The organism is Vogesella urethralis, assembly GCF_007644045.2.
GTDB classification, from domain to species: Bacteria; Pseudomonadota; Gammaproteobacteria; order Burkholderiales; family Chromobacteriaceae; genus Vogesella; species Vogesella urethralis.
In genome coordinates this window covers 1-24832 of the sequence record NZ_VMDW02000022.1, presented here as the reverse complement: position 1 = coordinate 24832, position 24832 = coordinate 1, and the positions used below count along the sequence as shown (strand labels likewise).

The 24832-nt window shown below is 63.3% G+C and carries 23 protein-coding genes; 17 read left to right on the top strand and 6 right to left on the bottom strand.

Annotation, left to right across the window (positions count from 1 at the left end):
* Positions 1-334: 334 nt before the first annotated feature.
* The 8 genes from FLQ03_RS01000 (at position 335) to FLQ03_RS00965 (ending at position 9199) form a co-directional block, all read left to right on the top strand.
* Positions 335-1438 (top strand): glycosyltransferase family 4 protein, encoded by a 1104-nt coding sequence (locus tag FLQ03_RS01000; RefSeq protein ID WP_144374007.1) that lies wholly within the window; start codon positions 335-337, stop codon positions 1436-1438.
* A complete protein-coding gene (locus tag FLQ03_RS00995) occupies positions 1435-1869 on the top strand; it encodes a hypothetical protein (protein WP_144374006.1) in 435 nt (144 codons plus the stop codon). Before FLQ03_RS01000 ends, FLQ03_RS00995 begins: the two co-directional genes overlap by 4 nt.
* A 35-nt stretch (positions 1870-1904) precedes the next feature.
* Positions 1905-3146 (top strand): glycosyltransferase family 4 protein, encoded by a 1242-nt coding sequence (locus tag FLQ03_RS00990; protein WP_144374005.1) that lies wholly within the window; start codon positions 1905-1907, stop codon positions 3144-3146.
* 34 nt (positions 3147-3180) lie between these two features.
* Entirely contained in the window at positions 3181-3618 is a 438-nt protein-coding gene (locus tag FLQ03_RS00985) for a bleomycin resistance protein (protein ID WP_144374004.1), read from the top strand.
* A complete protein-coding gene (locus FLQ03_RS00980) occupies positions 3615-4655 on the top strand; it encodes an acyltransferase family protein (RefSeq protein WP_144374003.1) in 1041 nt (346 codons plus the stop codon). Before FLQ03_RS00985 ends, FLQ03_RS00980 begins: the two co-directional genes overlap by 4 nt.
* Before the next feature lie 612 nt (positions 4656-5267).
* Entirely contained in the window at positions 5268-6431 is a 1164-nt protein-coding gene (locus FLQ03_RS00975) for a DegT/DnrJ/EryC1/StrS family aminotransferase (protein WP_144374002.1), read from the top strand.
* Positions 6431-7126, top strand: coding sequence for a sugar transferase (locus FLQ03_RS00970; RefSeq protein WP_276607751.1), 696 nt, complete (start codon positions 6431-6433; stop codon positions 7124-7126). Before FLQ03_RS00975 ends, FLQ03_RS00970 begins: the two co-directional genes overlap by 1 nt.
* A 189-nt stretch (positions 7127-7315) precedes the next feature.
* A complete protein-coding gene (locus FLQ03_RS00965; protein ID WP_144374001.1) occupies positions 7316-9199 on the top strand; it encodes a polysaccharide biosynthesis protein in 1884 nt (627 codons plus the stop codon).
* Between the two features lie 103 nt (positions 9200-9302).
* Here the strand turns inward: FLQ03_RS00965 and FLQ03_RS00960 are convergent, their stop codons facing one another.
* Positions 9303-10070, bottom strand: coding sequence for a hypothetical protein (locus tag FLQ03_RS00960; protein WP_144374000.1), 768 nt, complete (start codon positions 10068-10070; stop codon positions 9303-9305).
* Between the two features lie 23 nt (positions 10071-10093).
* Positions 10094-10648 (bottom strand): hypothetical protein, encoded by a 555-nt coding sequence (locus FLQ03_RS00955; RefSeq protein WP_144373999.1) that lies wholly within the window; start codon positions 10646-10648, stop codon positions 10094-10096.
* A gap of 297 nt (positions 10649-10945) precedes the next feature.
* Between FLQ03_RS00955 and FLQ03_RS00950 the strand changes: the two genes are divergently transcribed.
* The 7 genes from FLQ03_RS00950 to FLQ03_RS00920 all read left to right on the top strand — a co-directional run bounded on the left by FLQ03_RS00950 (position 10946) and on the right by FLQ03_RS00920 (position 17785).
* Positions 10946-11977: an alpha/beta hydrolase family protein gene (locus FLQ03_RS00950; protein WP_144373998.1), complete on the top strand. Its 1032-nt coding sequence runs from the start codon at positions 10946-10948 to the stop codon at positions 11975-11977.
* On the top strand, positions 11974-12306 hold the full coding sequence (locus tag FLQ03_RS00945) for a PadR family transcriptional regulator (RefSeq protein ID WP_144373997.1): 333 nt from the start codon (positions 11974-11976) through the stop codon (positions 12304-12306). The genes FLQ03_RS00950 and FLQ03_RS00945 overlap by 4 nt, the downstream gene beginning before the upstream one ends.
* Positions 12303-13142, top strand: a complete 840-nt coding sequence (locus FLQ03_RS00940) for a DUF1700 domain-containing protein (protein WP_144373996.1) — start codon at positions 12303-12305, stop codon at positions 13140-13142. Before FLQ03_RS00945 ends, FLQ03_RS00940 begins: the two co-directional genes overlap by 4 nt.
* Positions 13143-13173: 31 nt before the next feature.
* Complete coding sequence (locus FLQ03_RS00935) at positions 13174-14082, top strand: LysR substrate-binding domain-containing protein (protein ID WP_144373995.1); 909 nt, start codon at positions 13174-13176, stop codon at positions 14080-14082.
* Between the two features lie 307 nt (positions 14083-14389).
* A complete protein-coding gene (aspA, locus tag FLQ03_RS00930) occupies positions 14390-15793 on the top strand; it encodes an aspartate ammonia-lyase (RefSeq protein WP_144373994.1) in 1404 nt (467 codons plus the stop codon).
* Positions 15794-16184: 391 nt separating this feature from the next.
* Positions 16185-17501: a dicarboxylate/amino acid:cation symporter gene (locus FLQ03_RS00925; RefSeq protein WP_144373993.1), complete on the top strand. Its 1317-nt coding sequence runs from the start codon at positions 16185-16187 to the stop codon at positions 17499-17501.
* Positions 17502-17539: 38 nt separating this feature from the next.
* A complete protein-coding gene (locus FLQ03_RS00920) occupies positions 17540-17785 on the top strand; it encodes a DUF2164 domain-containing protein (protein ID WP_144373992.1) in 246 nt (81 codons plus the stop codon).
* 135 nt (positions 17786-17920) lie between these two features.
* Here FLQ03_RS00920 and FLQ03_RS00915 read toward each other — a convergent pair whose 3' ends face one another.
* The 3 genes from FLQ03_RS00915 to ubiD form a co-directional block, all read right to left on the bottom strand.
* A complete protein-coding gene (locus tag FLQ03_RS00915; protein ID WP_144373991.1) occupies positions 17921-18277 on the bottom strand; it encodes a YggL family protein in 357 nt (118 codons plus the stop codon).
* Positions 18278-18348: 71 nt separating this feature from the next.
* Positions 18349-20481, bottom strand: a complete 2133-nt coding sequence (locus FLQ03_RS00910; protein WP_170252273.1) for an Ig-like domain-containing protein — start codon at positions 20479-20481, stop codon at positions 18349-18351.
* Positions 20482-20561: 80 nt separating this feature from the next.
* Entirely contained in the window at positions 20562-22037 is a 1476-nt protein-coding gene (ubiD, locus tag FLQ03_RS00905; protein WP_144373989.1) for a 4-hydroxy-3-polyprenylbenzoate decarboxylase, read from the bottom strand.
* 147 nt (positions 22038-22184) lie between these two features.
* Here ubiD and FLQ03_RS00900 point away from each other — a divergent pair, with 147 nt between their 5' ends.
* Entirely contained in the window at positions 22185-22778 is a 594-nt protein-coding gene (locus FLQ03_RS00900; RefSeq protein ID WP_144373988.1) for an OmpW/AlkL family protein, read from the top strand.
* Between the two features lie 109 nt (positions 22779-22887).
* Positions 22888-23970, top strand: a complete 1083-nt coding sequence (locus tag FLQ03_RS00895; RefSeq protein ID WP_144373987.1) for a VanZ family protein — start codon at positions 22888-22890, stop codon at positions 23968-23970.
* Here the strand turns inward: FLQ03_RS00895 and FLQ03_RS00890 are convergent.
* On the bottom strand, positions 23944-24588 hold the full coding sequence (locus FLQ03_RS00890) for a pyrimidine 5'-nucleotidase (protein ID WP_144373986.1): 645 nt from the start codon (positions 24586-24588) through the stop codon (positions 23944-23946). The two genes, FLQ03_RS00895 and FLQ03_RS00890, sit on opposite strands and share 27 nt — an antisense overlap.
* Positions 24589-24832: the final 244 nt, after the last annotated feature.

The window sequence follows — 24832 nt, the reverse complement described above, 5'->3', positions numbered from 1 at the left end:
CGTGCTTTCCGTTTTGTCCGTGGCTAAGAAAGGTTCGTGTTTTTTCGTGGTTTTCGTTGCCAAGAAGCAGTAAAGGCGTTAGCCACGAAACCCACTAAAGGGCACGAAAAGATAAAGGCATTTTTGCCACGGAATACACGGAAGGCGCGGACAAAACCATCGCCTAAGCAGGGTTGGCCGCAGCGGTGTCGGTGTGCTTCCGTGCTTTCCGCGTTTTCCGTGGCTGAGAGAAGTTCGTGTTTTTTCGTGGCAAAAGAAAGGTTTGCGTTTTTTCGTGGCCAACAGGTTTTCCCGGCCAAGGAACGCGTTGTCACCCGTACACAGGTTTGAACAGATGAAAATTGCCCATCTCACCAGCGCCCATCCGCGCCACGATATCCGCATCTTCGTGAAAGAGTGCGCCACGCTGGCCGAAGCCGGCCACGAGGTGCACCTGATCGTGGCCGACGGCAACGGCGACGAGATCAACCGTGGCGTGCGCCTGCACGATGTGGGGCCGAAAAGCGGCGGCCGCTTGTCGCGCATGACCGGCACCGTGAAGCGGGTGTACGAAAAAGCGCTGCAGCTGATGCCGGACGTGGCGCACTTTCATGATCCGGAGCTGATCCCCGCCGCGCTGCGCCTGCAGCAGGCCGGCATCAAGGTGGTGTACGACGTGCACGAGGACGTGCCGCGCCAGGTATTGGCCAAGCACTGGATTCCCGGCATGGCACGGCCGCTGGTGTCGCGCGGGGTGGAAACGCTGGAAGACTACGCTGCGCGCCGCTTCGACGCCATCGTGGCCGCCACGCCGGTTATCCGCCGCCGCTTCGAACAGGCCGGCGCCCGCCGTGTGGTGGACGTGTGCAACTACCCGATCCTGGCCGAGCTGGTGCGCGACACGCCGTGGGCCAGCCGCCGCAACGAAGTGTGCTACCTGGGCGGCATCAGCCGCACCCGTGGCATCGAGCCCATCATCGCCGCGCTGCCGGACACCGACACCCGCCTTAACCTGGCCGGCATCTGGAGCGAGCCTGACCTGAAAGCCGCGCTGCAGCGCGAAGCCGGCTGGAGCCGCGTTAACGACCTGGGCGTGCTGGACCGCGCCGGGGTGGCCGACGTGCTGGCTGCCAGCAAGATCGGTCTGGTGACGCTGTTGCCGACGCCCAGCTACGTGGAATCGCTGCCGATCAAGCTATTCGAGTACATGGCGGCCGGCATGCCGGTGATCGCCAGTGATTTTCCGCTGTGGCGCGAGATCATCGAAGACGCCGACTGCGGCCTGCTGGTGGACCCGCAAGACCCGCGCGCCATCGCCGACGCCATCGCACAGCTGCTGGGCGACGACGAACGCGCCCGCCTGATGGGCCTGTCCGGCAAGCAGGCGGTGCTGGCCAAATACAGCTGGGCCGCCGAAGGCGCCAAGCTGGTGGATTTGTACCGGGGGTTGGCCGCATGAAGCGTTCGATGCCGATGACCCTGCTGCGCGTGGCGCTGCCGTTGTGGTTGCTGTTCTGTCTGGTGCAATGGCTGTGGTACGGTGCGCCGCTCACCGCCGCCACGTTGGGCGGCCACGCCGCGCTGGCGCTGGCTTACACGCTGTGGCACTGGCGCAATGGCGCCTGGTTTGCGCGGCTGGCGGCCAACGATTACGCCGGCTGGCAGCGTGTGGCTAAAGGCGGCCAGATGCGCTTTCTGATGGCTTACGGCCTGTCCAGCCGCGGCATGATGCTCGCCTGCCTGGTGGTGGGCATGCAGTGGGTGGCCAGTGGCGCCATCCCCAGCACCGAACGCCTGCTCACCCACGGCATGCTGTGGGCGCCGCTGGGCATCGTGCTGGCGTATTTCGACTGGCTGCGCATGGAACAAGCCAGCAGCCAGGTCTCCTGAATGTGTCGGGCGGCGCGGCTGCCCGGAAACCGACTATGAAAATCCTGTATATCAACCATTACGCCGGCAGCCCGCTGCACGGCATGGAATTCCGCCCCTACTACCTGGCCCGCGAATGGGTGAAAGCCGGCCACGAAGTGCATATCGTGGCAGCCGACTACTCGCACCTGCGCCAGCGCAACCCGGAGTTAACGGCCAAGTACGCCGACCAGGACATCGACGGCATCCGCTACACCTGGTGCAAGACGCCGCGCTACGAGGGCAACGGCGTCAAGCGCGTGGTCAATATCTTCCGCTTCCTGGGCCGGCTGATGGGCCTGTCCGGCCGCTACCTGCGCGACTGGAAACCGGATGTGGTGATCGCCTCGTCCACCTACCCGCTGGACACCATCCCCGCCGCTTTCATTGCTAACCGTACCGGCGCGCAGCTGGTGTACGAGGTGCACGACCTGTGGCCGCTGACGCCGGTAGAGGTGGGGGGCATGAGCCCGAAACATCCGTTCATCCGCCTGCTGCAGTGGGCCGAGGACTTCGGCTACAAGAAAGCCGACACCGTGGTGTCGATGCTGCCGTGTGCCAAGGATTACATGCTGGCCCACGGTATGGCACCGGAAAAATACGTGGTCATCCCCAACGGTGTGGACGTGGCCGAGTGGCAGGGCAAGCCCGAGCCGCTGCCGGCCGAGCACCGCATGCGCCTGGCCGAGCTGAAGGCGCAGAAGCGCTTCATCCTCGGTTACGCCGGCGGCCACGGCCTGGCCAACGCGCTGGATTACCTGCTGCAGGCGGCCAGCCTGATCCGGCAAGACCCGGCGCTGGCCGACAAGCTGCAGGTGGTGCTGGTGGGCGACGGCCCGGACAAGGCCGCGCTGGTCGCGCAGGCGCAGGCGCTGGGCCTGGATAACGTCAGCTTCCTGCCGGCCATTGCCAAGCGCGCGGTGCCGGCCTTCCTGGCCGAGTGCGACGCGCTGTACATCGGCTGGCGCAAGCTGCCGATCTACCGCTTCGGCATCAACCCCAACAAGCTGTTTGATTACATGATGGCCGCGCGCCCGGTGCTGCACTCGGTGGAAGCCGGTAACGACATGGTGGCCGAGTCCGGCTGCGGCGTCAGCGTGGCAGTGGAAGACCCGGCCGCCATTGCCGACGGCATCCGCCGCCTGCTGGCCACCACGCCGAACGAACGCGGCCGCATGGGCGCCGCCGGCAAGCAGTTTGTGCTGGCCAAACACGATTACGCGGTGCTGGCGCGCCGCTTCCTGCAGGGCTTGCGCTAAGGCGCTGGCCAGCAACACCACAGGGCCTGACACGATGAGCGAACCCTACTGGAACCCGATGGTGCCGGAACTGACCGTGCGCGACATGGCGCAATCGCTGCCGTTTTATCTGGCTGCCGGTTTTGGCGTGCGCTTTCGTCGCAGCGAGCCCGATTTTGTCTACCTGGAGCAGGGCCAGGCGCAGCTGATGCTGGAAGCCTGGCACCCGCAAGGCTGGCACACCGGCGAGCTGCAGCTGCCGTTTGGGCGCGGTATCAACCTGCAGATCGAAGTCGACGACGTGACCGCGTTGGCCGCACGGCTGCAGGCCGCCGGCTACGCCTGCTTCCGCCCGGTGCAGGAAAGCTGGTACGCGGTGTCCGAACACGAAGAAGAAGGCCAGCTGGAAGGCCTGTGGCAAGACCCGGACGGCTATCTGCTGCGTTTTGTCGAAATACTGGGCAGCCGCCCGCGATCACCGGAGGCCGCATGAGCCAGCAGCCGCACATCCGCTTTGATTTTGCCGACGGCCTGCGCGGCCTGGCCATGCTGGCCGTGGTGTTCTTCCACTACACGCAGACGTTCTGGCAGCGCCGCGACCGCATTGCCGAGGTGATGAGCGTGCCGCCGCTGCCGGGCTACGACGGCGCGTCGTTCGTGCTGCCGTTCAACCTGGGCGCGGTGGGGGTGGGGCTGTTTTTGCTGATTTCCGGCCTGCTGATTCCGCTATCGCTGACGCGCATGGGCACGTTGCGCTTTGCCGTGTCGCGCTTCTTCCGCATCTACCCCACCTACTGGGCCGGGCTGGTGGTGACGGTAGCCGCGCTATGGTTGGCCGCACAGCTGCCTGGTGGCGTGTGGAGCGTGAGCGCGCGCGACGTGCTGGGCCACGTCAGCATCGCGCTGATCGACTGGATAGGCGGCCGCAATATCGACCCGGTGATGTGGACGCTGAAGGTGGAGCTGTGGTTCTACGCCATGCTGGGCGGTGCGTTTGCCATTACCGGCCGCCGCATCAAGTGGGCGATCTGGCTGCTGCTGCCGCTGCTGGTGTGGTTGTGCCGCTTTGCGCCGGTCAACGGCTTCCAGACCATCGTCTGTTACTTCCCGCTGATGTTTGCAGGTAGCTGGGTGTACTTCTACCAGACCGGCCACGCCGGCCGCGTGGAAACCGTGCTGCACTTTATCGGCATGCTGGCGCTGTACGTGTGGCTCACCGGCTGGGGCGACCCTGGCCTGTACGCCAGCTACGGCATCGGCGTGGCGCTGTTTGTGGCGGGGGCGTTGCGGCCGCAGCTGGTAGCGGCGCCGCTGCTGACGCGGGTGGCCAGCGTCAGCTACGCCTGGTACGTGTGTCACGCCACGGTCGGTTACCTGATCCTGTTTACGCTGGCACAATACGGCACCCCGTGGTGGGCGATGGTGGCCATCGCGCTGGCGGTAAGCTGGGGCATCGCACAGGCCATCCACCGCTGGGTGGAGCTGCCGACGCAGCGGTGGGGGAAGGTGTTGTCGGACAAGTTGAAATAAGTGGCCGCCGGGTATGCCGGTGGCTGGTAGCCCGGATAAGCCGTAGGCGCATCCGGGGAACGAGGCTTGCGGCCAACCTTTGGCCGTGGGTAGGTTGGGCTGAATGAAATGAAGCCCAACGTTCACCGCGTTGATGAACCGCTGCGCGGTGCTGTTTGCATGCCGCTGTCGAGCGGCAGCGAGGTTCTTTCTTTTGCGTGGCCAAAAGAAAGAACCCAAAGAAAAGGCGACCCGGGGCTGCTCGAAACCCCGGACAAAACGGCATGCCCCAGGCGCCGCCGAACTCGCCCCTTGCTAACGGCGCGGGGCTCAGACAAATCGGCGTCTTAAAACCTGGGGCACACCATTTTCTCCGGCTCGCGCCAACGGGATCGGCAGCGTCGCCTAGGTGGTAGCCCGGATAAGCCGTAGGCGCATCCGGGAAACAAGGGGCGGGGTAATTGTTGGGCTTGGCGAGTGCGGCTCAATTTATTGGCCACGGCATTCAAGGGACGATGAGCGCTATTCATGGCGCTATCGCCCCATATCGATTACATACCGTCACCCGCTACGGGGGGTGGTGCAGGATAATGGCGGGTCGGGCTGACCTGCCGCATGAATACGGAAAAGAACATGGCTGAACAGAAGTTTTTACCCTTCGCCCTGCCGGATATCGGCGAGGACGAGATCAATGAAGTGGTCGACGCGCTGCGTTCCGGCTGGGTAACCACCGGCCCGAAAACGCGCCAGTTCGAGGCGGATTTTGCTGCCTACATCGGCGCTGGTGTGGAAGCCATCGCGGTGAACTCCGCCACCGCCGGCCTGCACCTGGCGCTGGAAGCGGTAGGGGTGAAAGAGGGCGACGAGGTGATCGTGCCCAGCTACACCTTTACCGCCACCGCCGAGGTGGTGCGCTACCTCGGCGCGCACCCGGTATGCGTGGACGTGGACGCTGCCACTTTCAATATCCGCCCGGACGCCATCCGCGCCGCCATTACCGACAAAACCCGCGCCATCATTCCGGTGCACTTTGCCGGCCTGGCCTGCGATATGGACGCCATCATCGCCATCGCGCGCGAGCACGGGCTGAAGGTGGTGGAAGACGCCGCCCACGCCATGCCTACCTACTACAAGGGCACGCTGGTGGGGGCGCTGGATTCCGATGTGACGGTGTTCAGCTTTTACGCCAACAAGACCATGACCACCGGCGAAGGCGGCATGGTGGTATCGCGTCACGCCGACATCATCGCCCGCTGCAAGGTGATGCGCCTGCACGGCATCAGCCGCGACGCTTTTGACCGCTATACGTCCAAGACCCCGGCCTGGTACTACGAAGTGGTGGCCCCGGGCTACAAGTACAATATGCCGGATACCGCCGCGGCGATGGGCATCCACCAGCTGAAGAAGATCGACGCCTTCCTGCAAAAGCGCGAGGCGATGGCGGCCCGTTACGACGCCGAGCTGGCCGGCTTGCCGCTGACCCTGCCCGCCCACCCGGCCGACGCCGGCAGCAACCACGCCTGGCACCTGTACCCGGTGCGCCTGCAGCCGCAGGCCGGCATCAGCCGCGATGATTTCATCGTGAAGATGGCCGAGCTGGGCATTGGCTGCTCGGTGCATTTCATTCCGCTGCACCGCCAGCCGGTATGGCGCGATAGCTACGGCCTGACGCGCGAGCAGTTCCCGGTGGCCGACGCGGCGTTTGAAGCCGAAGTGACGCTGCCGCTGTACACCCGCATGAGCGACGACGACCAGACCCGCGTCATCGCCGCCGTGCGCCAGCTGCTGGGGCAGTGATGCGCGATCCGCAACAAGACAGCCAAAGCGCCGCCAGCGGCCCGGGCGCAATGCCACCAGACACGCTGCGGCCAACCTTGGCCGCACGCCCCGGCTCGATGCTGGCCAAGCGCCTGTTCGACCTGGTGGCGGTGCTGGCCGGCCTGTGGCTGATCTGGCCGCTGCTGCTGGCCATCGCGCTGTGGGTCAAGCTGGACTCGCCCGGCCCGGTGTTCTTCCGCCAGGTGCGGGTAGGGCGCGGTGGCCAGCTGTTCCGCATCCACAAGTTCCGCACCATGAAGATTGGCGCCGAAGCCGCCGGCCAGCTGACGGTGGGCGCCGACCAGCGCGTGACGCGCGCCGGCCACCTGCTGCGCAAGACCAAGCTGGACGAGCTGCCGCAGCTACTGGACGTGTTGTACGGCGACATGAGCCTGGTCGGCCCGCGCCCCGAGGTGCCCAAATACGTGGCGCACTACCCGGATAGCGTGAAGGACATCGTGCTGTCGGTACGCCCCGGCATTACCGACTGGGCGTCGATCCGCATGATCGACGAGAACGAGATCCTGGGCAAAGCCGCCGACCCGGAACGCGCCTATATCGAGCAGGTGCTGCCGGAAAAACTGGGCTACTACGTGCGCTACGCGCAAAGCCACAGCCTGGCCGGCGACGTGCAGATCATTGTGGCCACCTTGCTGAAGATCGTGACCCGATAATTATCTGGCCTCCGACGCAATAAAGAACAGGCAACACGACGTGTCGGTGCCAGGCTGATATTTCTTTGGGCAGCACAAAGCGCATGAAACGCTTGGCCGAAACGACGGCGCAGGCGTCTGTGTTTTCTGTGTGCTTCGGTGGCAAAAGCGGTTTTTAGCAAACCGCTGCGGCCAACCTTTAGGACTGACATGCTGGAAAAACTGCTTTCCTTCTCGCGCCATCACAAGATGGCGCTACTGATGCTGCTGGACGCGCTGCTGCTGCCGCTGGCGATGTGGAGCGCGGTGCTGCTGCGCCTGGGCGGCAACTGGGACCCGAAGCTGGACCCGTACTGGTGGATTTTTGCCGTGCCGCCGCTGTGGGTGCTGCCCATCTTCATCAAGCTGGGCCTGTACCGCGCGGTGCTGAAGTTTCTGGACGACCGCATCGTCTACACCGTGTTCGTCGGCGTATCGCTGTCGGTGCTGGTGTTGATGGCGGTGATCCTGATGGCCGGTATCGGCGCCTTCCCGCGCACCGCCATCATCATCTTCTGGGTGTTCGCCATGGCCTACATCGGCGGCAGCCGCTTCCTGCTGCGCGGGGTGGTGCGCCGCATCGACGCGCTGGACGCGCCGCGCCAGCCGGTGCTGATCTACGGCGCCGGCCGCGCCGGCCTGCAGCTGATGGCCGGCCTGCTGGAAGGGCGCGAGTACCGCCCGATGGCGTTTGTGGACGATAACCCGCAGCTGTGGCGCCGCACCTTCCGTGGCCTGGCAGTGCACGGCCCGCACGAGCTGCCGCAACTGCTGCAGGAGACCGAGGCCGAGCTGATCCTGCTGGCCATCCCGTCGGCCAGCCGTGGCCGCCACCGCGAGATCCTGGAAAAGCTGGAACCGCTGCACGTGCCGATCAAGCGCCTGCCGGGCATGGCCGACCTGGTATCGGGCGAGGTGCGCGTCACCGAGCTGCGCGAGGTGGGCATCGACGACCTGCTGGGCCGCGACCCGGTACCGCCGCAGCCCGAGCTGCTGGCGGCCAACATTGCCGGCAAGGTGGTGATGGTCACCGGTGCGGGTGGCTCCATCGGTTCCGAGCTGTGCCGCCAGATTGTGCGCCAGAAGCCGGCGCGCATCGTGCTGTTCGAGGCCAGCGAGTACGCACTGTACGCCATCGACCAGGAGCTGGCCAAGCTGGCGCCGGCGGTGCCGCGGGTACCGTTCCTGGGCAGCGTCACCGACTACCCGCGCTTGCTGGCGGTGCTGCAGGGCATGCGCGTGGACACCGTCTACCACGCCGCCGCCTACAAGCACGTGCCGATGGTGGAGCACAACCCGGTGGCCGGCATCGTCAACAATGCCTTTGGCACCGACACCTGCGCCCGCGCCGCCGAAGACGCCGGCGTGCCGACCTTCGTGTTGATCTCTACCGATAAAGCCGTGCGGCCGACCAACGTGATGGGCGCCACCAAACGGCTGGCGGAGCTGGCGCTGCAGGCTCGCCACGCGGCCGGCAGCCGCACCCGTTTCGTGATGGTGCGTTTTGGCAATGTGCTGGGCAGTTCCGGCTCGGTGGTGCCGCTGTTCAAGCAGCAGATCGCCAGCGGCGGCCCGGTAACGCTGACGCACCCGGAGATTACCCGCTACTTCATGACCATTCCGGAGGCGGCGCAGCTGGTGATCCAGGCCGGCGCGATGGGGCAGGGCGGCGACGTGTTCGTGTTGGACATGGGCGAGCCGGTGCGCATCATCGACCTGGCGCGGCGCATGATTCACCTATCCGGCTTGCAGGTGCGCGACGAGCGCAACCCGCAGGGCGATGTGGAGATCCGCTGCACCGGCCTGCGCCCGGGCGAAAAGTTGTACGAGGAGCTGCTGATCGGCGACAACGTGCTGCCCACCGAGCACCCGCGCATCATGCGGGCGCAGGAATACCACCTGGCGCCGGCCGAGCTGGCGCAGCACCTGGCGGCCTTGCGTGCGGCATGTGACGCGCTGGACGCGGCGCAGGCGTTTACGCTGCTGCAGGGCGTGGTGCACGAGTTCAAGGCGGCCGACGCCACCGCCGACTGGCTGGAGCAGGCGCGGCGCTAGCCGCTATCGGCAAGGTCGTGCCGTCGCAACGTACAAGGCCCGCCGGCATTGCCGGCGGGCCTTGTGCTTGCCGGGTTGGCCGCATCGCCTGCGGCCAACCGTCTTACCCTGCTTTCTGGCTCACTTGCTGCAGGATGGTGCTGCTGGTGGCGTAGTCCTTGTTCAGGTAGATCTTGGCAAACGAATGCCCTAGCAGGTCGCTGATCGGATGAAAACCGATGCTGGCGTTGGCCGGCAGCACGTTTTTCACCACGCGCAGGCCGTTGATCACCTGGTCCCAGCTGGAAGTGACGTAGCTCGATTGCGGCAGCACGTATTGCGCCGGCGACGCCACGCCCACCGTCACCACTTTGCCCAGAGCCTTTTCCGGGCCGCCCACCAGCAGGTTCTGCCCCACGTTGGCATACAGGTTGCCCTGCGAGTGCGCCACCAGCACCACCTTGCGGCCTTCGCCCAGATAACGGCGGTACATGCCGACGTGCTGCGGCAGCTCGGTCATCTGCTGCTCGCCGGCAAAGCTTTTCACGTAGCTGTCCACCATCGCCTGGCTCATCCAGCCCGGCTGCGCGGCACCGCCGTCCACATAGCGCCAGAAGTCGCGCGCGCTTTGTGTTTCCTGGCTTTTCTGGCGGAACACCTGCTGCAGGTCGGCAAAAAAGCCGTTGGTGGCGTTGTAGGCGTTGCCGTAGACGTAGCCCTTGTCCAGCTTGCGCGCCTGCAGGCTGCCTTTTAGCAGTTGCAGGCTGGCGATGGCGTCGTCAAAGCTGTTCTGGATGCCGTTGACGAACACCACGGCCGATGGCGCGGCGTGGGCGCTGCCGGCGACGGCCAGCAGCAGGGTGGCGGCGAGTGCGGTAGTGCGTTGGTGCATGGGTGTCTCCCGAAGTGCGTTGCTCAGGGTGATGTTACCGGTGCCGTACTGCAGGCTTCGGCGCCGGGGTCGGCAAAGTACTGGCCGGCGGCCAGCCCTTGAAAGCGGATGTAGGCGTCGCTGTCGGCCGGGCGGCTCAGCATTTCGGCGCGCGCGGCGATGATCTGGTCGTAGGCCCATTGCTGGTCCTGGCCACTGCTCTCCAGCGTAGCCGGGGCCATCACGCAGGCGATGGCACGGGCGATGCGGGTGCCGGCGCGGTGGGCGCTGGCCTTGTCGTGCACGTCGTGGATGGCCTCGGCCCAGCCGGCGGCCAACTGTTGCATGGCCTGGTGCAGCGGCGGGTTGCTGCCGTAGCGCGCCGCCAGCCATTGCTGCATGTCGTCCGGCACGGCGCTGGCCGGCGTGCGGGTGGCGACCGGCATCGCCGGTATGGCGGGCAGGGGCAAGGCGGTCGCAGTGCTTGTCGCCGCGGCAGCGCTGGCCTGCGGCGCAGGTGCGGGCGTAGCGTCCGGCGTGGCCGGCCATAGCAGCCAGGCCAGCAACAAGGCGACGCTCAAGGCGATCGGGTAACGCATGGTCAGGTCCGTGTAAGGGGCTGGCAGATACTATGCCGGCGCTTTGTATCAATAATTAAACGTTTGTTGGACATTATCGAAATGTGCATTTTCAGCATGTCGGCATAATGCAACACGCGCTGGATGCCCCGGCTGGCAAGGGCTGGCTTGCTGTCTCCCCCTAACTGACGCTGCAGGATTATCATGGGTGAACACAGCTACCTTGCAATACACAGTAGTGTGCTGCTAGGATGACTCCATCATCAGCGGCACGGTGCCGGCTGGTTCCTTGTATTGCAAGGTAGTAAGGAGACGACGATGAAAGCCATGTTGGCCGCACTGGCCTGCCTGCTGTGCACGCAGACCGCCACCGCGGCGGTGGGCTACCAGACCCTGGTGCTGCAAGACGACGCCAGCCGCCCGCTGCCGGTGGCGGTGTGGTACCCGGCTGCCGATGGCGCAGCGCTGCGCTTGCAGGGCGACAACCCGCTGTTTGTCGGCCAGCCGGTGGCCACCGACGCGCCGCCACAGCCGGGGCGCTACCCGCTGGTATTGCTGTCGCACGGTTTTGGCGGCAACCGCGATAACCAGGGCTGGCTGGCGCAGGCACTGGTGGCACACGGCTACATGGTGGCCGCAGCCACCCACCCCGGTACCAGCACCGGCAGCGCGTTCAACGCGCAATCGGCGGCGCTGTGGCAACGCCCGCGTGACCTTAGCCGCCTGCTGGATGCCCTGCAGGCCAGCCCGCGCTGGGCGCCAATGCTGGACGGCAAGCGGGTGGCGGCCATCGGTCATTCGCTGGGCGGCTGGACGGTGATGATGAGTGCAGGTGCCCGTTTCGACCCGGCGCAGTTCGACGACGACTGCCGCCAGCATGGCGAGCTGGCCGCCTGCCGCGTGTACGCGGCGCTGGGTAGCGGCCGCGATGCGGCCAACCGTGGCCAGCTGCAAGCCGATTGGCGCGACGCGCGCATCGGCGCGGTGGTGACGCTGGACCTGGGCCTGGCACGCGGCTTTACCCGCAGCAGCCTGCAGCAGCTGCCGGTGCCGGCGCTGGTGATCGCCGCCGGCGCGCCCAACCCGCAGCTGCCGGCAGCGCTGGAGTCGGCCGACATGGCCGCCAAACTGCCGGCCGGCACCGCATATGTGGTGTTGCCGGAGGCGGCGCACATGAGCTTTCTGCCGTACTGCAAGCAGGGCGCCGCAGCCTTGCTGGCGGGCGAGCCAGAGGACGACCGCATCCTGTGCGATGACGGCGAGCCCGGCGGCCGCCATGCGGTACACAACCACGTGACGGCGCAGGTGCTGGCCTTCCTGCGCCAGGTGTGGGGCGGGGGGCAGCCATGAAGACGCAACTGCGCAAGGGCACGCTGGAAATGTGCGTGCTGGCGGTACTGGCCCGTCACGACAGCTATGTCTACGAGATCGTCAGCACGCTGGCGCAAAGCATGGACATTAGCGAAGGCACCATCTACCCACTGATGCGGCGGCTGCAAGCCGACGACTGGGTCAGCACCTATCTGGTGGAGTCGGCCAGCGGGCCGGCGCGCAAGTACTACCGGCTGACGCCGGCCGGTGGCGAGGCGCTGGCCGCCATGCGCCGGGAATGGGGCAGTTTCGTTGCCGAGATCAATGCCGTACTGGGCCACAACGGCCCTGAAGGAGACACACCATGAACCGTGAACAGTACCTGCAACGGCTGGCCGCCGCGCTGGGCAAGCTCGGCCCGGCCGAACGCGACGAGATTCTGGCCGACTACCGCGCCTATTTTGACGACGCGGCCGCCGATGGCCGCAGCGAGGCCGAGGTGTGCGCCGCGCTGGGCGAGCCGGAGCGGCTGGCGCGCGAGCTGACTGCCGAACGCAAACTGGCCGACTGGGAGGCCGACAAAAGCCCGGCTAACATGAAGCAGGCGCTGGGCGCACTGGCCGGCCTGGGCGTGCTGAACGTGCTGCTGGCCTTCCCTTACCTGTTGTTGCTGACCTGGCTGGGCAGCCTGTGGCTGGGCGCGGTCGGCCTGCTGCTTGCCGGCGTGGTCATTACCGGCAGCTGGGCCAGCCACAGCGTGTTCGGCTGGCCGTCGCTGGAGCATATCGTGGTGAACGACAGTGGCGTCGGCCCGTGGCTGATTGCCGCCGGCCCGCGTGACGGCCAGCCGCCAAGAATCCGCATCGAAAGCGAGCACGGCGAAACGGTGCGCATCGAGCCAGACCCGGCCAGCGGCAAGCTGGTGATCGAAGCGCGCGACGGCGACGAGCATTTCCGCCTGGAGCGTGACGCCAGCGGTAATGTGGCGCAGCTGCAGATTCGTGATGGCGCCGATAGCGTTGAGCTGAGCGGCCTGCCCAAAGCCACCTCTGGCAGCGTGCTGGTGTTCGGGCTGGTGCTGACCGTGCTGGGGCTGATCGGCAGCGTACTGGGCTGGAAAGTGTTGCGCTGGGTGTGGCACGGCACCGGCCGCTGGCTGCGCTGGCAGCAGCGCTTGGTAGCGGGCGACACGGCAGTACGGTAGGCTGCGGCCAACCTTTGATACGGGAGCAGGCATGGAAACCCGCTGGCTGGAAGACTTTCTGGTATTGGCCGAAACCGGCAGCTTCACGCGTTCGGCCGAGCTGCGCCACCTGACGCAGCCGGCGTTTTCCCGCCGTATCAAGGCGCTGGAAAACTGGCTGGGCGCCGACCTGATCGACCGCACCACCTGGCCGACGCGGCTGACGCCAGCCGGCGAGCTGCTGCAGGAAAAAGCCCGCCTGCTGGTGGGCGAGCTGTCCAGCACCCGCAGCCTGCTGCGCGGTTTGCAGCAGGCCGACGCCGCCACGCTGACGCTGGCAGTACCGCATACGCTGTCGTTCGGCTTCGTGCCGCGCTGGCTGGCCGACGAGCAGGCCACACTGGGCGAAGTGGCCTGGCGCCTGCTGGCGCATAACGTGCACGACGCGGTGATCGCACTGACCGAGGGCAACGCCGACCTGCTGCTGTGTTACCACCACCCGCGCCACCCGGTAGAGCTGCCGGACAGCCGCTACCACGGCCTGCGCCTGGGCAGCGAAACGCTGCAGCCGTTCAGCCGCGCCGAGCATGGCCAGCCCTTGTGGCAGCTGCCTGGCAGCCACGGCGCGCCGCTGCCGTTTTTGGCCTACGGCCCCAATGCCTACTTCCGCCGCATGGTGGAGCTGATCATCGAACGCGCGCCACAACCCTGCCTGCTGCAGCAGCGTTTCGAAACCGATATGGCCGAAGGCCTGAAGGCGATGGTGCTGGAAGGCCACGGTGTGGCGTTCTTGCCGCAGAGCGCGGTACAGCGCGAGCTGGCGGCCGGGCAGCTGGCGGCTGCCGGCGGCGAGGCGTGGTCGCTGCCGATGGAAATCCGCGTTTACCGCGACGCGCGGCGCGAGCTGCCGCAGCTGGATACGCTGTGGCAGGGGTTGGCCGCACGTTACCCGGCTGTGTAGGGGCTGGCGGAAGGCAGCAGTGCGCTGCGTGCGCGATGGGGCGGGGCCTTGGGTAAGCCGGTAGCAGTCAGCTGCCCGTCAGCCGGCCAGTGCCGGCACACCACACATCACGCGCGCCGCAGCTGCCGTTGCGCGTGTGCAATTTGCGCGGCTTTCAGGCAAGAAAGCCGCGTGTTGGCCGCAAAATGCCGCCATTTGCCAGATCATGCAAATCTTGCATGATCCTATCGCCATTCGGAATTGGCCGCCGCCACGGGGCTGCCGCTACAGTGCACGCACTCCACACAAAAGCACAAAGACAACACCTATGACCACCCGCCTGGAACACGATCTGCTGGGGGACCGCGAGGTCCCGGCACACGCCTACTGGGGCGTGCACACCCTGCGTGCCATCGAAAACTTCCCGATCACCGGTCAGACCATCGCCAGCTACGGCGACCTGATCCGTGCGCTGGCGGTGATCAAGCAGGCCGCCGCGCTGGCTAACCACCAGCTGGGCCTGCTGGCCGATCACCACAAGGAAGCCATCGTGCTGGCCTGCGAGGAAATCCGCGCCGGCAAGCTACACGACCAGTTTGTGGTAGACGTGATCCAGGGCGGTGCGGGCACCTCCACCAACATGAACGCCAACGAGGTGATCGCCAACCGCGCGCTGGAACTGTTGGGCCACGGCAAGGGCGAATACCAGCACCTGCACCCCAACGAGCACGTCAACATGGGCCAGAGCACCAACGACGTGTACCCCACCGCGCTGCGCCTGGCCACCTTCTGGGGCGTACAGCGCCTGCTGGCGGCCATGGCCCGCCTGCGCGATGCCTTCGACGACAAGGCCGACGAATTTGCCGACGTGCTGAAGATGGGGCGTACCCAGCTGCAGGACGCGGTACCGATGACGCTGGGCCAGGAATTCCGCACCTACGCCGTGATGCTGGGTGAAGACGAACAACGCCTGTACGAAGCCAGCGCCCTGATGCTGGAAATCAACCTGGGCGCCACCGCCATCGGCACCGGCATTACCGCGCACCCGGACTACACCACGCTGGTGTGCGAGAAGCTGTCGGCGCTGACCGGCCTGGCGCTGGAAACCGCGCCCAACCTGATCGAAGCCACCCAGGACTGCGGCGCCTTCGTGCAGCTGTCCGGCGTGCTGAAGCGCGTGGCGGTGAAGCTGTCCAAGAGCTGCAACGATTTGCGCCTGTTGTCTTCCGGCCCGCGAGCCGGCCTGGGCGAGATCAACCTGCCGGCGCGCCAGGCGGGTTCGTCCATCATGCCGGGCAAGGTGAACCCGGTGATTCCGGAAGTGGTGACCCAGGTGGCTTACGAAGTGATCGGCAACGACATGACCGTCACCATGGCGGCCGAGGCCGGCCAGCTGCAGCTGAACGCCTTCGAACCGGTGATTGCCTACAGCCTGTTCCGCAGCGTCAGCCACCTGGCCGCCGCCTGCGACACGCTGCGCGAGAACTGCGTGGTCGGCATTACTGCCAACCGCGACTATCTGCTGGACACCGTGCACCGCTCGGTGGGCCTGGTGACCGCACTGAACCCCTACATCGGCTACGCCGCCGCCACCGAAGTGGCGACCGAAGCCCACCAGAGCGGCGGCAGCGTGTACGACATCGTACTGCGCCGTGGCTTGCTGACCCGCGAGCAGCTGGACACCGTGCTGCAGCCGGCAGCCCTGACCAGCCCGCGCTGGATCACGCTGTAACGATTCCCTCTTGAATGTGATGTGAAGCTTGGCCGCCCTACCGCAAGGTATGGCGGCATTTTTTTGACCTTCATCCGCCCAGCTTGGGTGAGGTGGATTCTGTTTAATTCGGCGTGGCAAGGGCTGCTTTGTTGCGTGGAATGCGGTTTTTTTGTCATCGACATGCAGCAAAGAAGACATGGATGACGCAGGGGTGGCAGGCCGGTATGGCGGTGCGGGATTTGCCTGATTACAGCGTGGCCGGTTTCTGCTTTAATGCCAGCCCCGCCCGGTAGCCCCTGCCGGTAAGGAATAAAAAACAAGCGTCACATGGCGCTGATGTACTGCCCGGCAATGACCGGCGCGGACACTACAAAGGATTAATTTCACTAAAGCAATACAGGGAAATACCGTGAAACTTAATCGATTGACCAAGATGATCCTGGCCGCCATGGTGCTGGGTATCCTGGCCGGCTACGGCTGGCGTGAAATGGCTGGCAGCGATGAGGCCATCAAGTCGTTTGCCGACCAGCTGTCCATTCTGACCGACATCTTCCTGCGCCTGATCAAGATGATCATTGCGCCGCTGGTGTTCTCCACCCTGGTGGTGGGTATTGCCCGCATGGGCGACTCGGCCACCGTTGGCCGCATTGGTGCCAAGGCCATGGGCTGGTTCCTGACCGCCTCGCTGGTGTCGCTGATGCTGGGCCTGGTGTTGGTGAACCTGCTGAAACCGGGCGTGGGCCTGGGCCTGCCGCTGCCGGAAGTGACCGCCAGCTCGGGTATCGAGAAGGGCGCGCTGACGCTGAAAGATTTCATCAGCCACCTGATCCCGAAGAGCGTGTTTGACGCGCTGGCCAAGAACGAGATCCTGGCCATCGTGGTGTTCTCGCTGTTCTTCGGTACCGCCGCGTCTGCCATCGGCGACAAGGCCAAAGGCCTGATCGACGCCATCGACGCCGTGGCGCACATCATGCTGAAAGTGACCGGCTACGTGATGAACTTCGCCCCCTTCGCCGTGTTTGCCGCTATCGCCGGCATGGTGGCCAAGGAAGGCCTGGGCATCCTGTCCACCTACGGCAGCTTCATGGCGCAGTTCTACCTGTCGCTGGGCCTGCTGTGGCTGGCGCTGCTGGCCATGGGCTCGCTGTTCCTGAAGCGTCGCGTGTTCGAGCTGCTGCGTGCCATTCGTGAACCGGCGCTGCTGGCGTTCTCTACGGCCAGCTCGGAAGCCGCTTACCCGAAAACCCTGGACCGCCTGAAACGCTTTGGTTGCAGCGACCGCATTGCCAGCTTCGTGCTGCCGATGGGCTACTCGTTCAACCTGGACGGTTCGATGATGTACTGCACCTTTGCCACCATCTTCATTGCCCAGGCCTACGGTATCGACCTGAGCCTGTCGCAGGAAATCACCATGCTGCTGATCCTGATGGTGACCTCCAAAGGCATGGCCGGCGTGCCGCGTGCCTCGCTGGTGGTGATTGCCGCCACGCTGGCGCAGTTCAACATTCCGGAAGCCGGCCTGCTGCTGCTGCTGGGCGTGGACCACTTCCTGGACATGGGCCGTTCCGCCACCAACGTGCTGGGTAACGCCATTGCCGCCAGCGTGGTGGCCAAGAGCGAAAACCAGCTGGGCGCCGCTCAGCCGGAGCTGGACGAGGACGACGATATCGATCCGCAGCCGCGCCGCGACCCGGAACTGGAACCTGCATTTGCCAAACAGGGCTGATGCGCTGACACTGTCGGCTGGATAACGATGGATGCATCATGAAAAGCGATGAACGCTATCTGACCCAGCCGCAGCTGGCAGAACTGGCCGCCCAGATACAGCAACACCTGGCCGCCGAACACGAGGTGGAACTGGGTGGTTTTGACGCCCAGGCGCTGGTGTTGCTGGTGGCCGACCGCATTGGCCCCGCCATCTACAACAAGGCGTTGGCCGACGCCCGTAGCGCGCTGGATGCGCGCATGGAATCGTTGCAGTCAGCGTTGTGGGAGCTGGAGCGGGGCTGAACCCGCACCGTGATGGGCGACCAGGTTGGCCGCACCCTTAACCGGGGTGCGGCCAACTTTTTTTATGGGCCTGACGTACCCCAGGCGCAAAAAAGCCCGCCGGCAGGGGCGGGCTTGCGGGCTGGCAAGACGGGCTTACCAGGCGCTATGCCATACGTCCAGCAGGTCGCTGGCTTCCACGCTGGCCACGTCGGCACGGGCTTGCAGCCAGGCCACCAGCGCAGCTTTCACTTCTTCGGTCACTTTTACGCCGTTTACCGGAAACACCACGCCGTCCAGCTGGCCGTCGCTGAAGTGGCCGCCAAAGCTGACGCTGTGGCTGTCTACCGCTTCCAGCCAGCCGTTCAGCAGCGCATCGTTAGCAGCGTCGTCCTGTTCTTTCAGGGTGGCCACCACGGTAAAGCCCAGCTCCTGGAATTCACCGACGCGCAGTTTCTTGCGTTGGCGCGGCGACAGGCGTTTCAGGCGGTTGGGGGAGTTCGGGTTGGTCATGGTTGATTCCACTTTGCTAAATAAGCAGGGATTATAGCCATGCCCGGTTCACGATAGAACCGGGCAATGCATTACATTGGCAGTTGAGTGCTGGTAACGATGCCTTTGGGGGTTGTGATCTTGATATCGACAACCGAGCCAAATGCGCCGTTAGTCGGGCAGGCAACATTATCGTTGGCAATGCCAACTGTAAAGCTATAGCTGCCAGGTTCGGTTTGGCTCAGGATAGTGGCTGTGCCGCCACCAATCAGCTTGAGGTCTGCGGCAGGACTCACGCTGATGATAGTACCCATCGGCATGGTGTTGCCATTGATATCCCGAGGGGTAATGGTGAGCCTGGAGGTACGGTTACCATTAATGCACAGCAGTGGCACGTTATAGGTTGTGTTGTCTGCGGTGCTGCCTGACCAGATGATAGTGACGATGTCGCCGATGATCTGGGATTTGGCGATGCTGCTGGACACACTACTACTGCGAAGGACACCGTTGTAGTAGCCATCTTTGCCATCCCACTGGCTGTTCTGGTTGTAGTCGATGAACTCTTCCGTGAAGGCTCCGCCATTGACCCGGACCTGGGCGCCTGGGCTGGAAGACTTGTAGTCACGGCTATCGGCAGGCAGGAACATCTCCGGCAGGTCGATGAAGGGTTCACCACTGTCCCATACGCCATTGCCGTTGGTATCGGTAAAGCTCTCTTCACCATCTGTAAAGGCAATGATGGTCTGACGACCTGCACCCACCAGGGCTTTACGATCACCGCTGCTGGTGAGCGTTACCGAGCATGTACCGTTGGTTGTAATGCAACTTGGGGTGACTTGGCCAATACCTGCTTCAGTTCGGAAGCTGATGGGCGTGCCATCCGGTGTCGGGTTACCAAAGCGGTCGGATGCATAGACACTCAGTGTGACGGTTTCACCGTCATATCCCAGAAACTCAGGATTGGCTTTGCTAGTGGACAACGAAAACCCGCTGTGATGCGGAATGCCTGTCGAGATGGTCAGATCACTAGACTGCGTCTGAATGGTGGCATTTCCTGATGCAACACTGGCGGTGACGCGAACGATGGTGCTGACATTACCTGCGTAGACGGTAACGGCAGCTTGGCCATTGGTGTCAGTTGTGCCAGTGAGTGTGCTGACGGCTGCCTGATTGTTGCTGATCGGCTGCAGGCTGGTGCCACCCACGGTGCTATTCAACTGGAAGGTAACCTGAGCGTTGGTGACTGGGTTGCCAAATTTGTCTTTCAGTTTGAACAGTAAGACCGAGCTCACGGTACCGCCCAAGGATTTCAGCTTGATGCTTTTGGGCGTTGCGCTGACAAACTCCAAGGATGTCGGGGTTTCTGCAACGGTTGTAATGACAAGATCCGGGTTTGTGGTGCTGCTCTTGGTGACGGTGCCGAGTTTGGCTGATGCCGTGATCTTGTCTACCCCTGTGCAACCTTTATCCGTATATGTCACGCTGGCTCGGGTTTGCTTGATGCCATTAACCAAAATGGTCTGGCTTTTCACGGTGGCGCTGCTGGCATTGTCGAGCAATGCCTTGTTGTTTGAGGCGCAGTTGGATGTAAAGGTCACATCCAGTGGTACATCTAGAGCATTGCCACTGTTATCGGTGGCGGTAACGGTTGCGGAGACGGTGCCGCCTGTGGTGATACTGGCAACGCCAAGCTGTACGGTACTCAAGTTGAATTGAACCGGTGACACGCTGAAGTTAAAGCTGTTGCTACTGATCGTACTGCTGCCGTTAACAAGGCTTGCTGACAGCACACCTGCGCCAGATTGTGTCGAGGCAGTAAAGCGAGTGGTAGCCATACCCTGACTATCAGTAAGGACTTTGGTGGCCTCAAGGGTGCCGAGCGAGCTGTCGCTATTGGCAATTTCAACAATCTTGTTGCTAAGTGGATTGCCACTGCTATCGACGGCCTTGAGCGAGATGGTGGCTTCCTCGCTGATTTTCAGGCTGTTGGTACTTACGCCTGATTGGCTGGTGACGCTGAGTTGCAGGCTGGGGCTGTTAACGCCTGCTGCATTGCTGCTGGTGCTCTGGCTCGAGCTACCCCCACCGCCGCCACCACCGCAACCGGCCAATGCCAACGCGGTGCAGAGCAGGGTGAGAGTGAGGGTGCGGCCAAGCGTTGTGGTGTGGGGTAGCAAAATGAGCCTCGCTTCTGTCACAGGGTCAGATAGAAAATCGGACAGCAACAGCGCGTCGCTATCCGACTTTTAAAGCAATGGCATCATTTTATTTGCATGGCACTACATTAGGCTACAAATTCTATCTCTCATAAGCCAAGATCATTCCAAATGCTATCGATACGGCGCGATATTTCATTGCTCATGGTGATAGGAACGCCCCATTCGCGATGCGTCTCGCCCGGCAGCTTGTTGGTGGCGTCCAGCCCCATCTTGCCGCCCAGGCCCGAAATCGGGCTGGCAAAGTCCAGGTAGTCGATCGGGGTGTTTTCGATCAGCGTGGTATCGCGCACCGGGTCCATGCGGGTGGTGATCGCCCAGATCACTTCCTTCCAGTCGCGCGTGTTCACGTCGTCGTCCACCACCACGATGAACTTGGTATACATGAACTGGCGCAGGAAGCTCCAGCAGCCCATCATCACGCGCTTGGCGTGGCCAGGGTACTGTTTCTTGATGCTGATCACCGCCATGCGGTAGCTGCAGCCTTCCGGGGGCAGGTAGAAATCCACGATTTCCGGAAACTGCTTTTGCAGGATGGGCACGAATACTTCGTTCAGTGCCACACCCAGGATGGCCGGTTCGTCTGGCGGCTTGCCGGTATAGGTGCTGTGGTACACCGGGTTCTCGCGCATGGTGATGCGGTCGATGGTGAACACCGGGAAGCTGTCCTGCTCGTTGTAGTAGCCGGTATGGTCGCCGTAAGGGCCTTCCATCGCCATGTCATTGGGGTGGATGTGGCCCTCCAGCACGATTTCGGCGCTTGCCGGTACCTGCAGGTCGGAGCCGATGCACTTCACCAGCTCGGTACGGCTGCCGCGCAGCAGGCCGGCAAACTGGTATTCGGACAGCGTATCCGGTACCGGGGTCACCGCGCCCAGGATGGTGGCAGGGTCGCAGCCCAGTACCACGGCCACCGGGTAGGGTTTGTCGGGATTGGCCGCACGGAATTCGCGGTAGTCCAGCGCGCCGCCACGGTGCGCCAGCCAGCGCATGATGACGCGGTTGCGGCCAATGACCTGCTGGCGGTAGATGCCCAGGTTTTGCCGCTTCTTGTGTGGGCCGCGGGTAACGGTGAGGCCCCAGGTAATCAGCGGCGCCACGTCGCCCGGCCAGCAGTGCTGGATCGGCAGCCGCGACAGGTCGACTGCGTCGCCTTCCCACACGATTTCCTGGCATGCAGCCTTGCGCACTTCTTTCGGCGCCATTGATAGCACCTGTTTCAGCAGCGGCAGCTTGTCCCACGCATCGCGCAGGCCTTTGGGCGGCTCCGGCTCTTTCAGATAGGCCAGCGTCTGGCCGATCTCGCGCAGCGCCATCACGTCGCTGGCGCCCATGCCCATGGCCACGCGCTTGGGGGTGCCGAACAGGTTGGCCAGTACCGGGATGTCGTAGCGCTGACTCCCGGTTTGTGGCTGGGTAAACAGCAGGGCAGGGCCGCCGGCTTTCAGGACGCGATCGCCGATTTCGGTCATTTCCAGATGCGGGGAGACCGGTGTGGCGATGCGTTTGAGCTCGCCCTGGGCCTCGAGTTGGGACATGAAGTCCCTCAAGTCGTGGTATTTCATGATTTTTTCATGATCTAGCGCAAAAACGATGGTGCGGCGCAAGGTTAATCTTGTTTCAGACGTCGCAAGCTACTGTCCGCAGTGAATCAAGTCAATAAGCGGACAAGCGAGCGAACCACTTTGCTAGCTACCCGCTTGGAGATAAACATGAAAAAGCTTGCTATCGCCGCTCTGGCCACCCTGCTGACCACCAACGCTTTTGCTTCCCAAGGTGACATCCTGGCCCGCTTCCGCGTGACCAACGTGAATCCGCAGACTTCCGTGGACAAAACCCTGGAAACCCTGAAAGTGGATGTCAAGGATGACACCATCCCGGAAGTCGATTTCACCTACATGCTGACCAACAACGTGGGTGTCGAGCTGATCCTGGGTACCTCCAAGCACTCCGTGACCGCTTCCGGCAGCGAAATCGCTACCGTTAAAGTGCTGCCGCCGACGCTGACCGCCCAATACCACCTGAATCCGGAAGGCCAGTTCCGTCCGTACGTTGGCGCCGGTATCAACTACACCCGCTTCTACGGCTTCAAGGACAAGTCCGGCCTGAAATTGAGCGTAGACAAAAACAGCTTCGGCCCGGCCCTGCAAGTGGGTATGGATATGCCGCTGACTAAAGACGTGTTCCTGAACCTGGACATGAAAAAAATCTGGATCAAGACCAAAGTAAAAGCTGGCGGTGCTGATGCTGGTACCCTGGATATCAACCCGCTGGTGACCAGCGTGGGTATCGGTACCAAGTTCTGATCCCGGTTTGATCGCTGCGCAAAAGGGCACTTTGGTGCCCTTTTTCTTGCCTGCCACCGGGTGGCTGGGTATGCTGTCCCCGTTTGATCTTCCGGATTGTTCACCCTAAATGACCGCGCATACTGGACGCGCCGCGCACAGCCATGTTGCCCTTTATGCGGCCTTCGTCAATGCCGTGGTGATCTTCTTTCTCAGCCTGTACCCGTTCACTGGCTGGGCCTACTCCGGCCGTCCGCTGTTCGAGTTCCTCAGCTATCCGCTACCGTATTACACCCGCTTTTTCGATAATGCGGCCAACCTGCTGATCTACGTACCCTACGGTTTCAGCCTGGCCTTGCTCTTGATGCCACGCTGGTTGTCTTTTGTACTGGCGTTGCTGCTATGCCTGCTTACCAGCATCACGGTCGAATTCCTGCAGGAATTCCTGCCGATGCGCGTGGCCTCCAATCTGGACGTGCTATGCAATGTGGCCGGTGGCGTGCTGGGCGCCATCCTGGCGGTGTCGCCGCTGTTCCGCCGCCGCATGCACCAGCTGCGGCAATGGCGACGCCGGCATTTTGCCGAGCACAGTGCGGTTGACTACGGCCTGTTGTTGTTGGGTGTGTGGCTGTTGACCCAGTTCAACCCGGCCATGCCCTTGTTCGGCGTTGTCGCCTACCCGCAAGGCTTGCCCCAACCTTATATATCGCCACTGGAAAACCCCAGGCTGTTCCTCTTCTTGCTGGAAGCAGGCGGGGCGATGGCCAGCCTGCTGGCTACCTGCTTGTTCCTGACCAGTATGCTCAAGCAACGGGCAGACCGCTTTCGCGGCATCATATTGCTGCTGCTGACGGTATGGCTGTGCAAGATGTTGGCCGCGGGTGTGCTGCTAAAACCGTTTGCCCTGTTCCAGTGGGTCAACCCCCACCTGATTACCGGCCTGGCCGCCGGCTTCTTGCTGGCTTGGTGGGTGGCAGGACTATCCAGACTGATCCAGACGCTGATCGCCATGCTGGCGCTGGTATTGGTACAGGCGGCTGCTTCGCTATGGCCACTCAGCGAAGTGCAATCCGACGTGCTGTCGCTGTTCCGTTGGCCGTATGGCCATCTGCTGAATATGAGTGCCCTGCTGGACTTCCTGTCTGATTTGTGGCCGGCCGCGGCGCTGCTCTGTCTGTTGCTGTCGCTATGGCAGCAACGCAAGGCGCCGTAACTCACCCAGGCTGCTTACGCGCCAGTCTACCCACACCGGTTTGCGGTAGCTGCGGCTCAGCCACACCGTGCGCATTCCCAAACGCTTGGCCGTTCGCAGGTTCTGCACCGAATCCTCCACCATGATGCAGTCGCCGGCAGCCAGCCCGGCCTGTCGCAGCACACTGCGGTACGCCGCTAGCCTCGGCTTGGGCGTCAGGCCAAAGCTATCCATGCCGAAGCTGCGCTCGATCTGATGCGCGATGCCCAAGTGGCGCACAATCGCCTCCACATAATGTTGCGGGCCGTTGGAAAACACCCATTTGCGCCCGGGTAGCTGTCTCAGCAGGCCGGGTAGGGTGTTCGACGTTTCAATCAGTGGTAGCAGCGTTGCCATCGGATGGGTATGCCGCAGAAAGTGCGCCGGCTGAATGTGGTGATGCCGGCTCAGCCCTTCCAGCGTCGCACCATAGCGTTCCCAGTAATGCGTCCGCATCCAGTCCGCTTCGGCACGACTCACGCCGACATGGTGGCTGATATAGCGCGTCATGCATTCATTGATCATCGGAAACACCGCCGCACCAGCGTGATGCAGGGTGTCGTCGAGGTCAAATAACCAGTTAACAGGGGTATGAGGCACGGTAAATCGCCCGGTTTCATGAACAGGCTGCCAGTGTAAAACACGGCTAGTACTGTGCGAACCGGAAAATTTTCCGTTTTAACGGTGTTTGAAATCAGCCACTTATGCAATTGTTTGCACTTTTTTGTGCTCGAGGTGTTGACGGCCCAGGGCGGGGTGGGTATAGTTTGCCTCCTCAGCTGACGACGCAAACGAAACGAAGTCAGCACCGCTCTTTAAACAAACCAAATAACCGATAGGTGTA

Coding starts and splice junctions, on each gene's coding strand:
- FLQ03_RS00950 (WP_144373998.1), top strand. CDS start 10,946: ATGAAAGCCATGTTGGCCGCACTGGCCTGCCTGCTGTGCACGCAGACC.
- FLQ03_RS00995 (WP_144374006.1), top strand. CDS start 1,435: ATGAAGCGTTCGATGCCGATGACCCTGCTGCGCGTGGCGCTGCCGTTG.
- ubiD (WP_144373989.1), bottom strand. CDS start 22,037: ATGAAATACCACGACTTGAGGGACTTCATGTCCCAACTCGAGGCCCAG.
- FLQ03_RS00960 (WP_144374000.1), bottom strand. CDS start 10,070: ATGCACCAACGCACTACCGCACTCGCCGCCACCCTGCTGCTGGCCGTC.
- FLQ03_RS00935 (WP_144373995.1), top strand. CDS start 13,174: ATGGAAACCCGCTGGCTGGAAGACTTTCTGGTATTGGCCGAAACCGGC.
- FLQ03_RS00970 (WP_276607751.1), top strand. CDS start 6,431: ATGCGCGATCCGCAACAAGACAGCCAAAGCGCCGCCAGCGGCCCGGGC.
- FLQ03_RS00980 (WP_144374003.1), top strand. CDS start 3,615: ATGAGCCAGCAGCCGCACATCCGCTTTGATTTTGCCGACGGCCTGCGC.
- FLQ03_RS00900 (WP_144373988.1), top strand. CDS start 22,185: ATGAAAAAGCTTGCTATCGCCGCTCTGGCCACCCTGCTGACCACCAAC.
- FLQ03_RS00990 (WP_144374005.1), top strand. CDS start 1,905: ATGAAAATCCTGTATATCAACCATTACGCCGGCAGCCCGCTGCACGGC.
- FLQ03_RS00945 (WP_144373997.1), top strand. CDS start 11,974: ATGAAGACGCAACTGCGCAAGGGCACGCTGGAAATGTGCGTGCTGGCG.
- FLQ03_RS00895 (WP_144373987.1), top strand. CDS start 22,888: ATGACCGCGCATACTGGACGCGCCGCGCACAGCCATGTTGCCCTTTAT.
- FLQ03_RS00985 (WP_144374004.1), top strand. CDS start 3,181: ATGAGCGAACCCTACTGGAACCCGATGGTGCCGGAACTGACCGTGCGC.
- FLQ03_RS00915 (WP_144373991.1), bottom strand. CDS start 18,277: ATGACCAACCCGAACTCCCCCAACCGCCTGAAACGCCTGTCGCCGCGC.
- FLQ03_RS00965 (WP_144374001.1), top strand. CDS start 7,316: ATGCTGGAAAAACTGCTTTCCTTCTCGCGCCATCACAAGATGGCGCTA.
- aspA (WP_144373994.1), top strand. CDS start 14,390: ATGACCACCCGCCTGGAACACGATCTGCTGGGGGACCGCGAGGTCCCG.
- FLQ03_RS00940 (WP_144373996.1), top strand. CDS start 12,303: ATGAACCGTGAACAGTACCTGCAACGGCTGGCCGCCGCGCTGGGCAAG.
- FLQ03_RS00920 (WP_144373992.1), top strand. CDS start 17,540: ATGAAAAGCGATGAACGCTATCTGACCCAGCCGCAGCTGGCAGAACTG.
- FLQ03_RS00975 (WP_144374002.1), top strand. CDS start 5,268: ATGGCTGAACAGAAGTTTTTACCCTTCGCCCTGCCGGATATCGGCGAG.
- FLQ03_RS00955 (WP_144373999.1), bottom strand. CDS start 10,648: ATGCGTTACCCGATCGCCTTGAGCGTCGCCTTGTTGCTGGCCTGGCTG.
- FLQ03_RS01000 (WP_144374007.1), top strand. CDS start 335: ATGAAAATTGCCCATCTCACCAGCGCCCATCCGCGCCACGATATCCGC.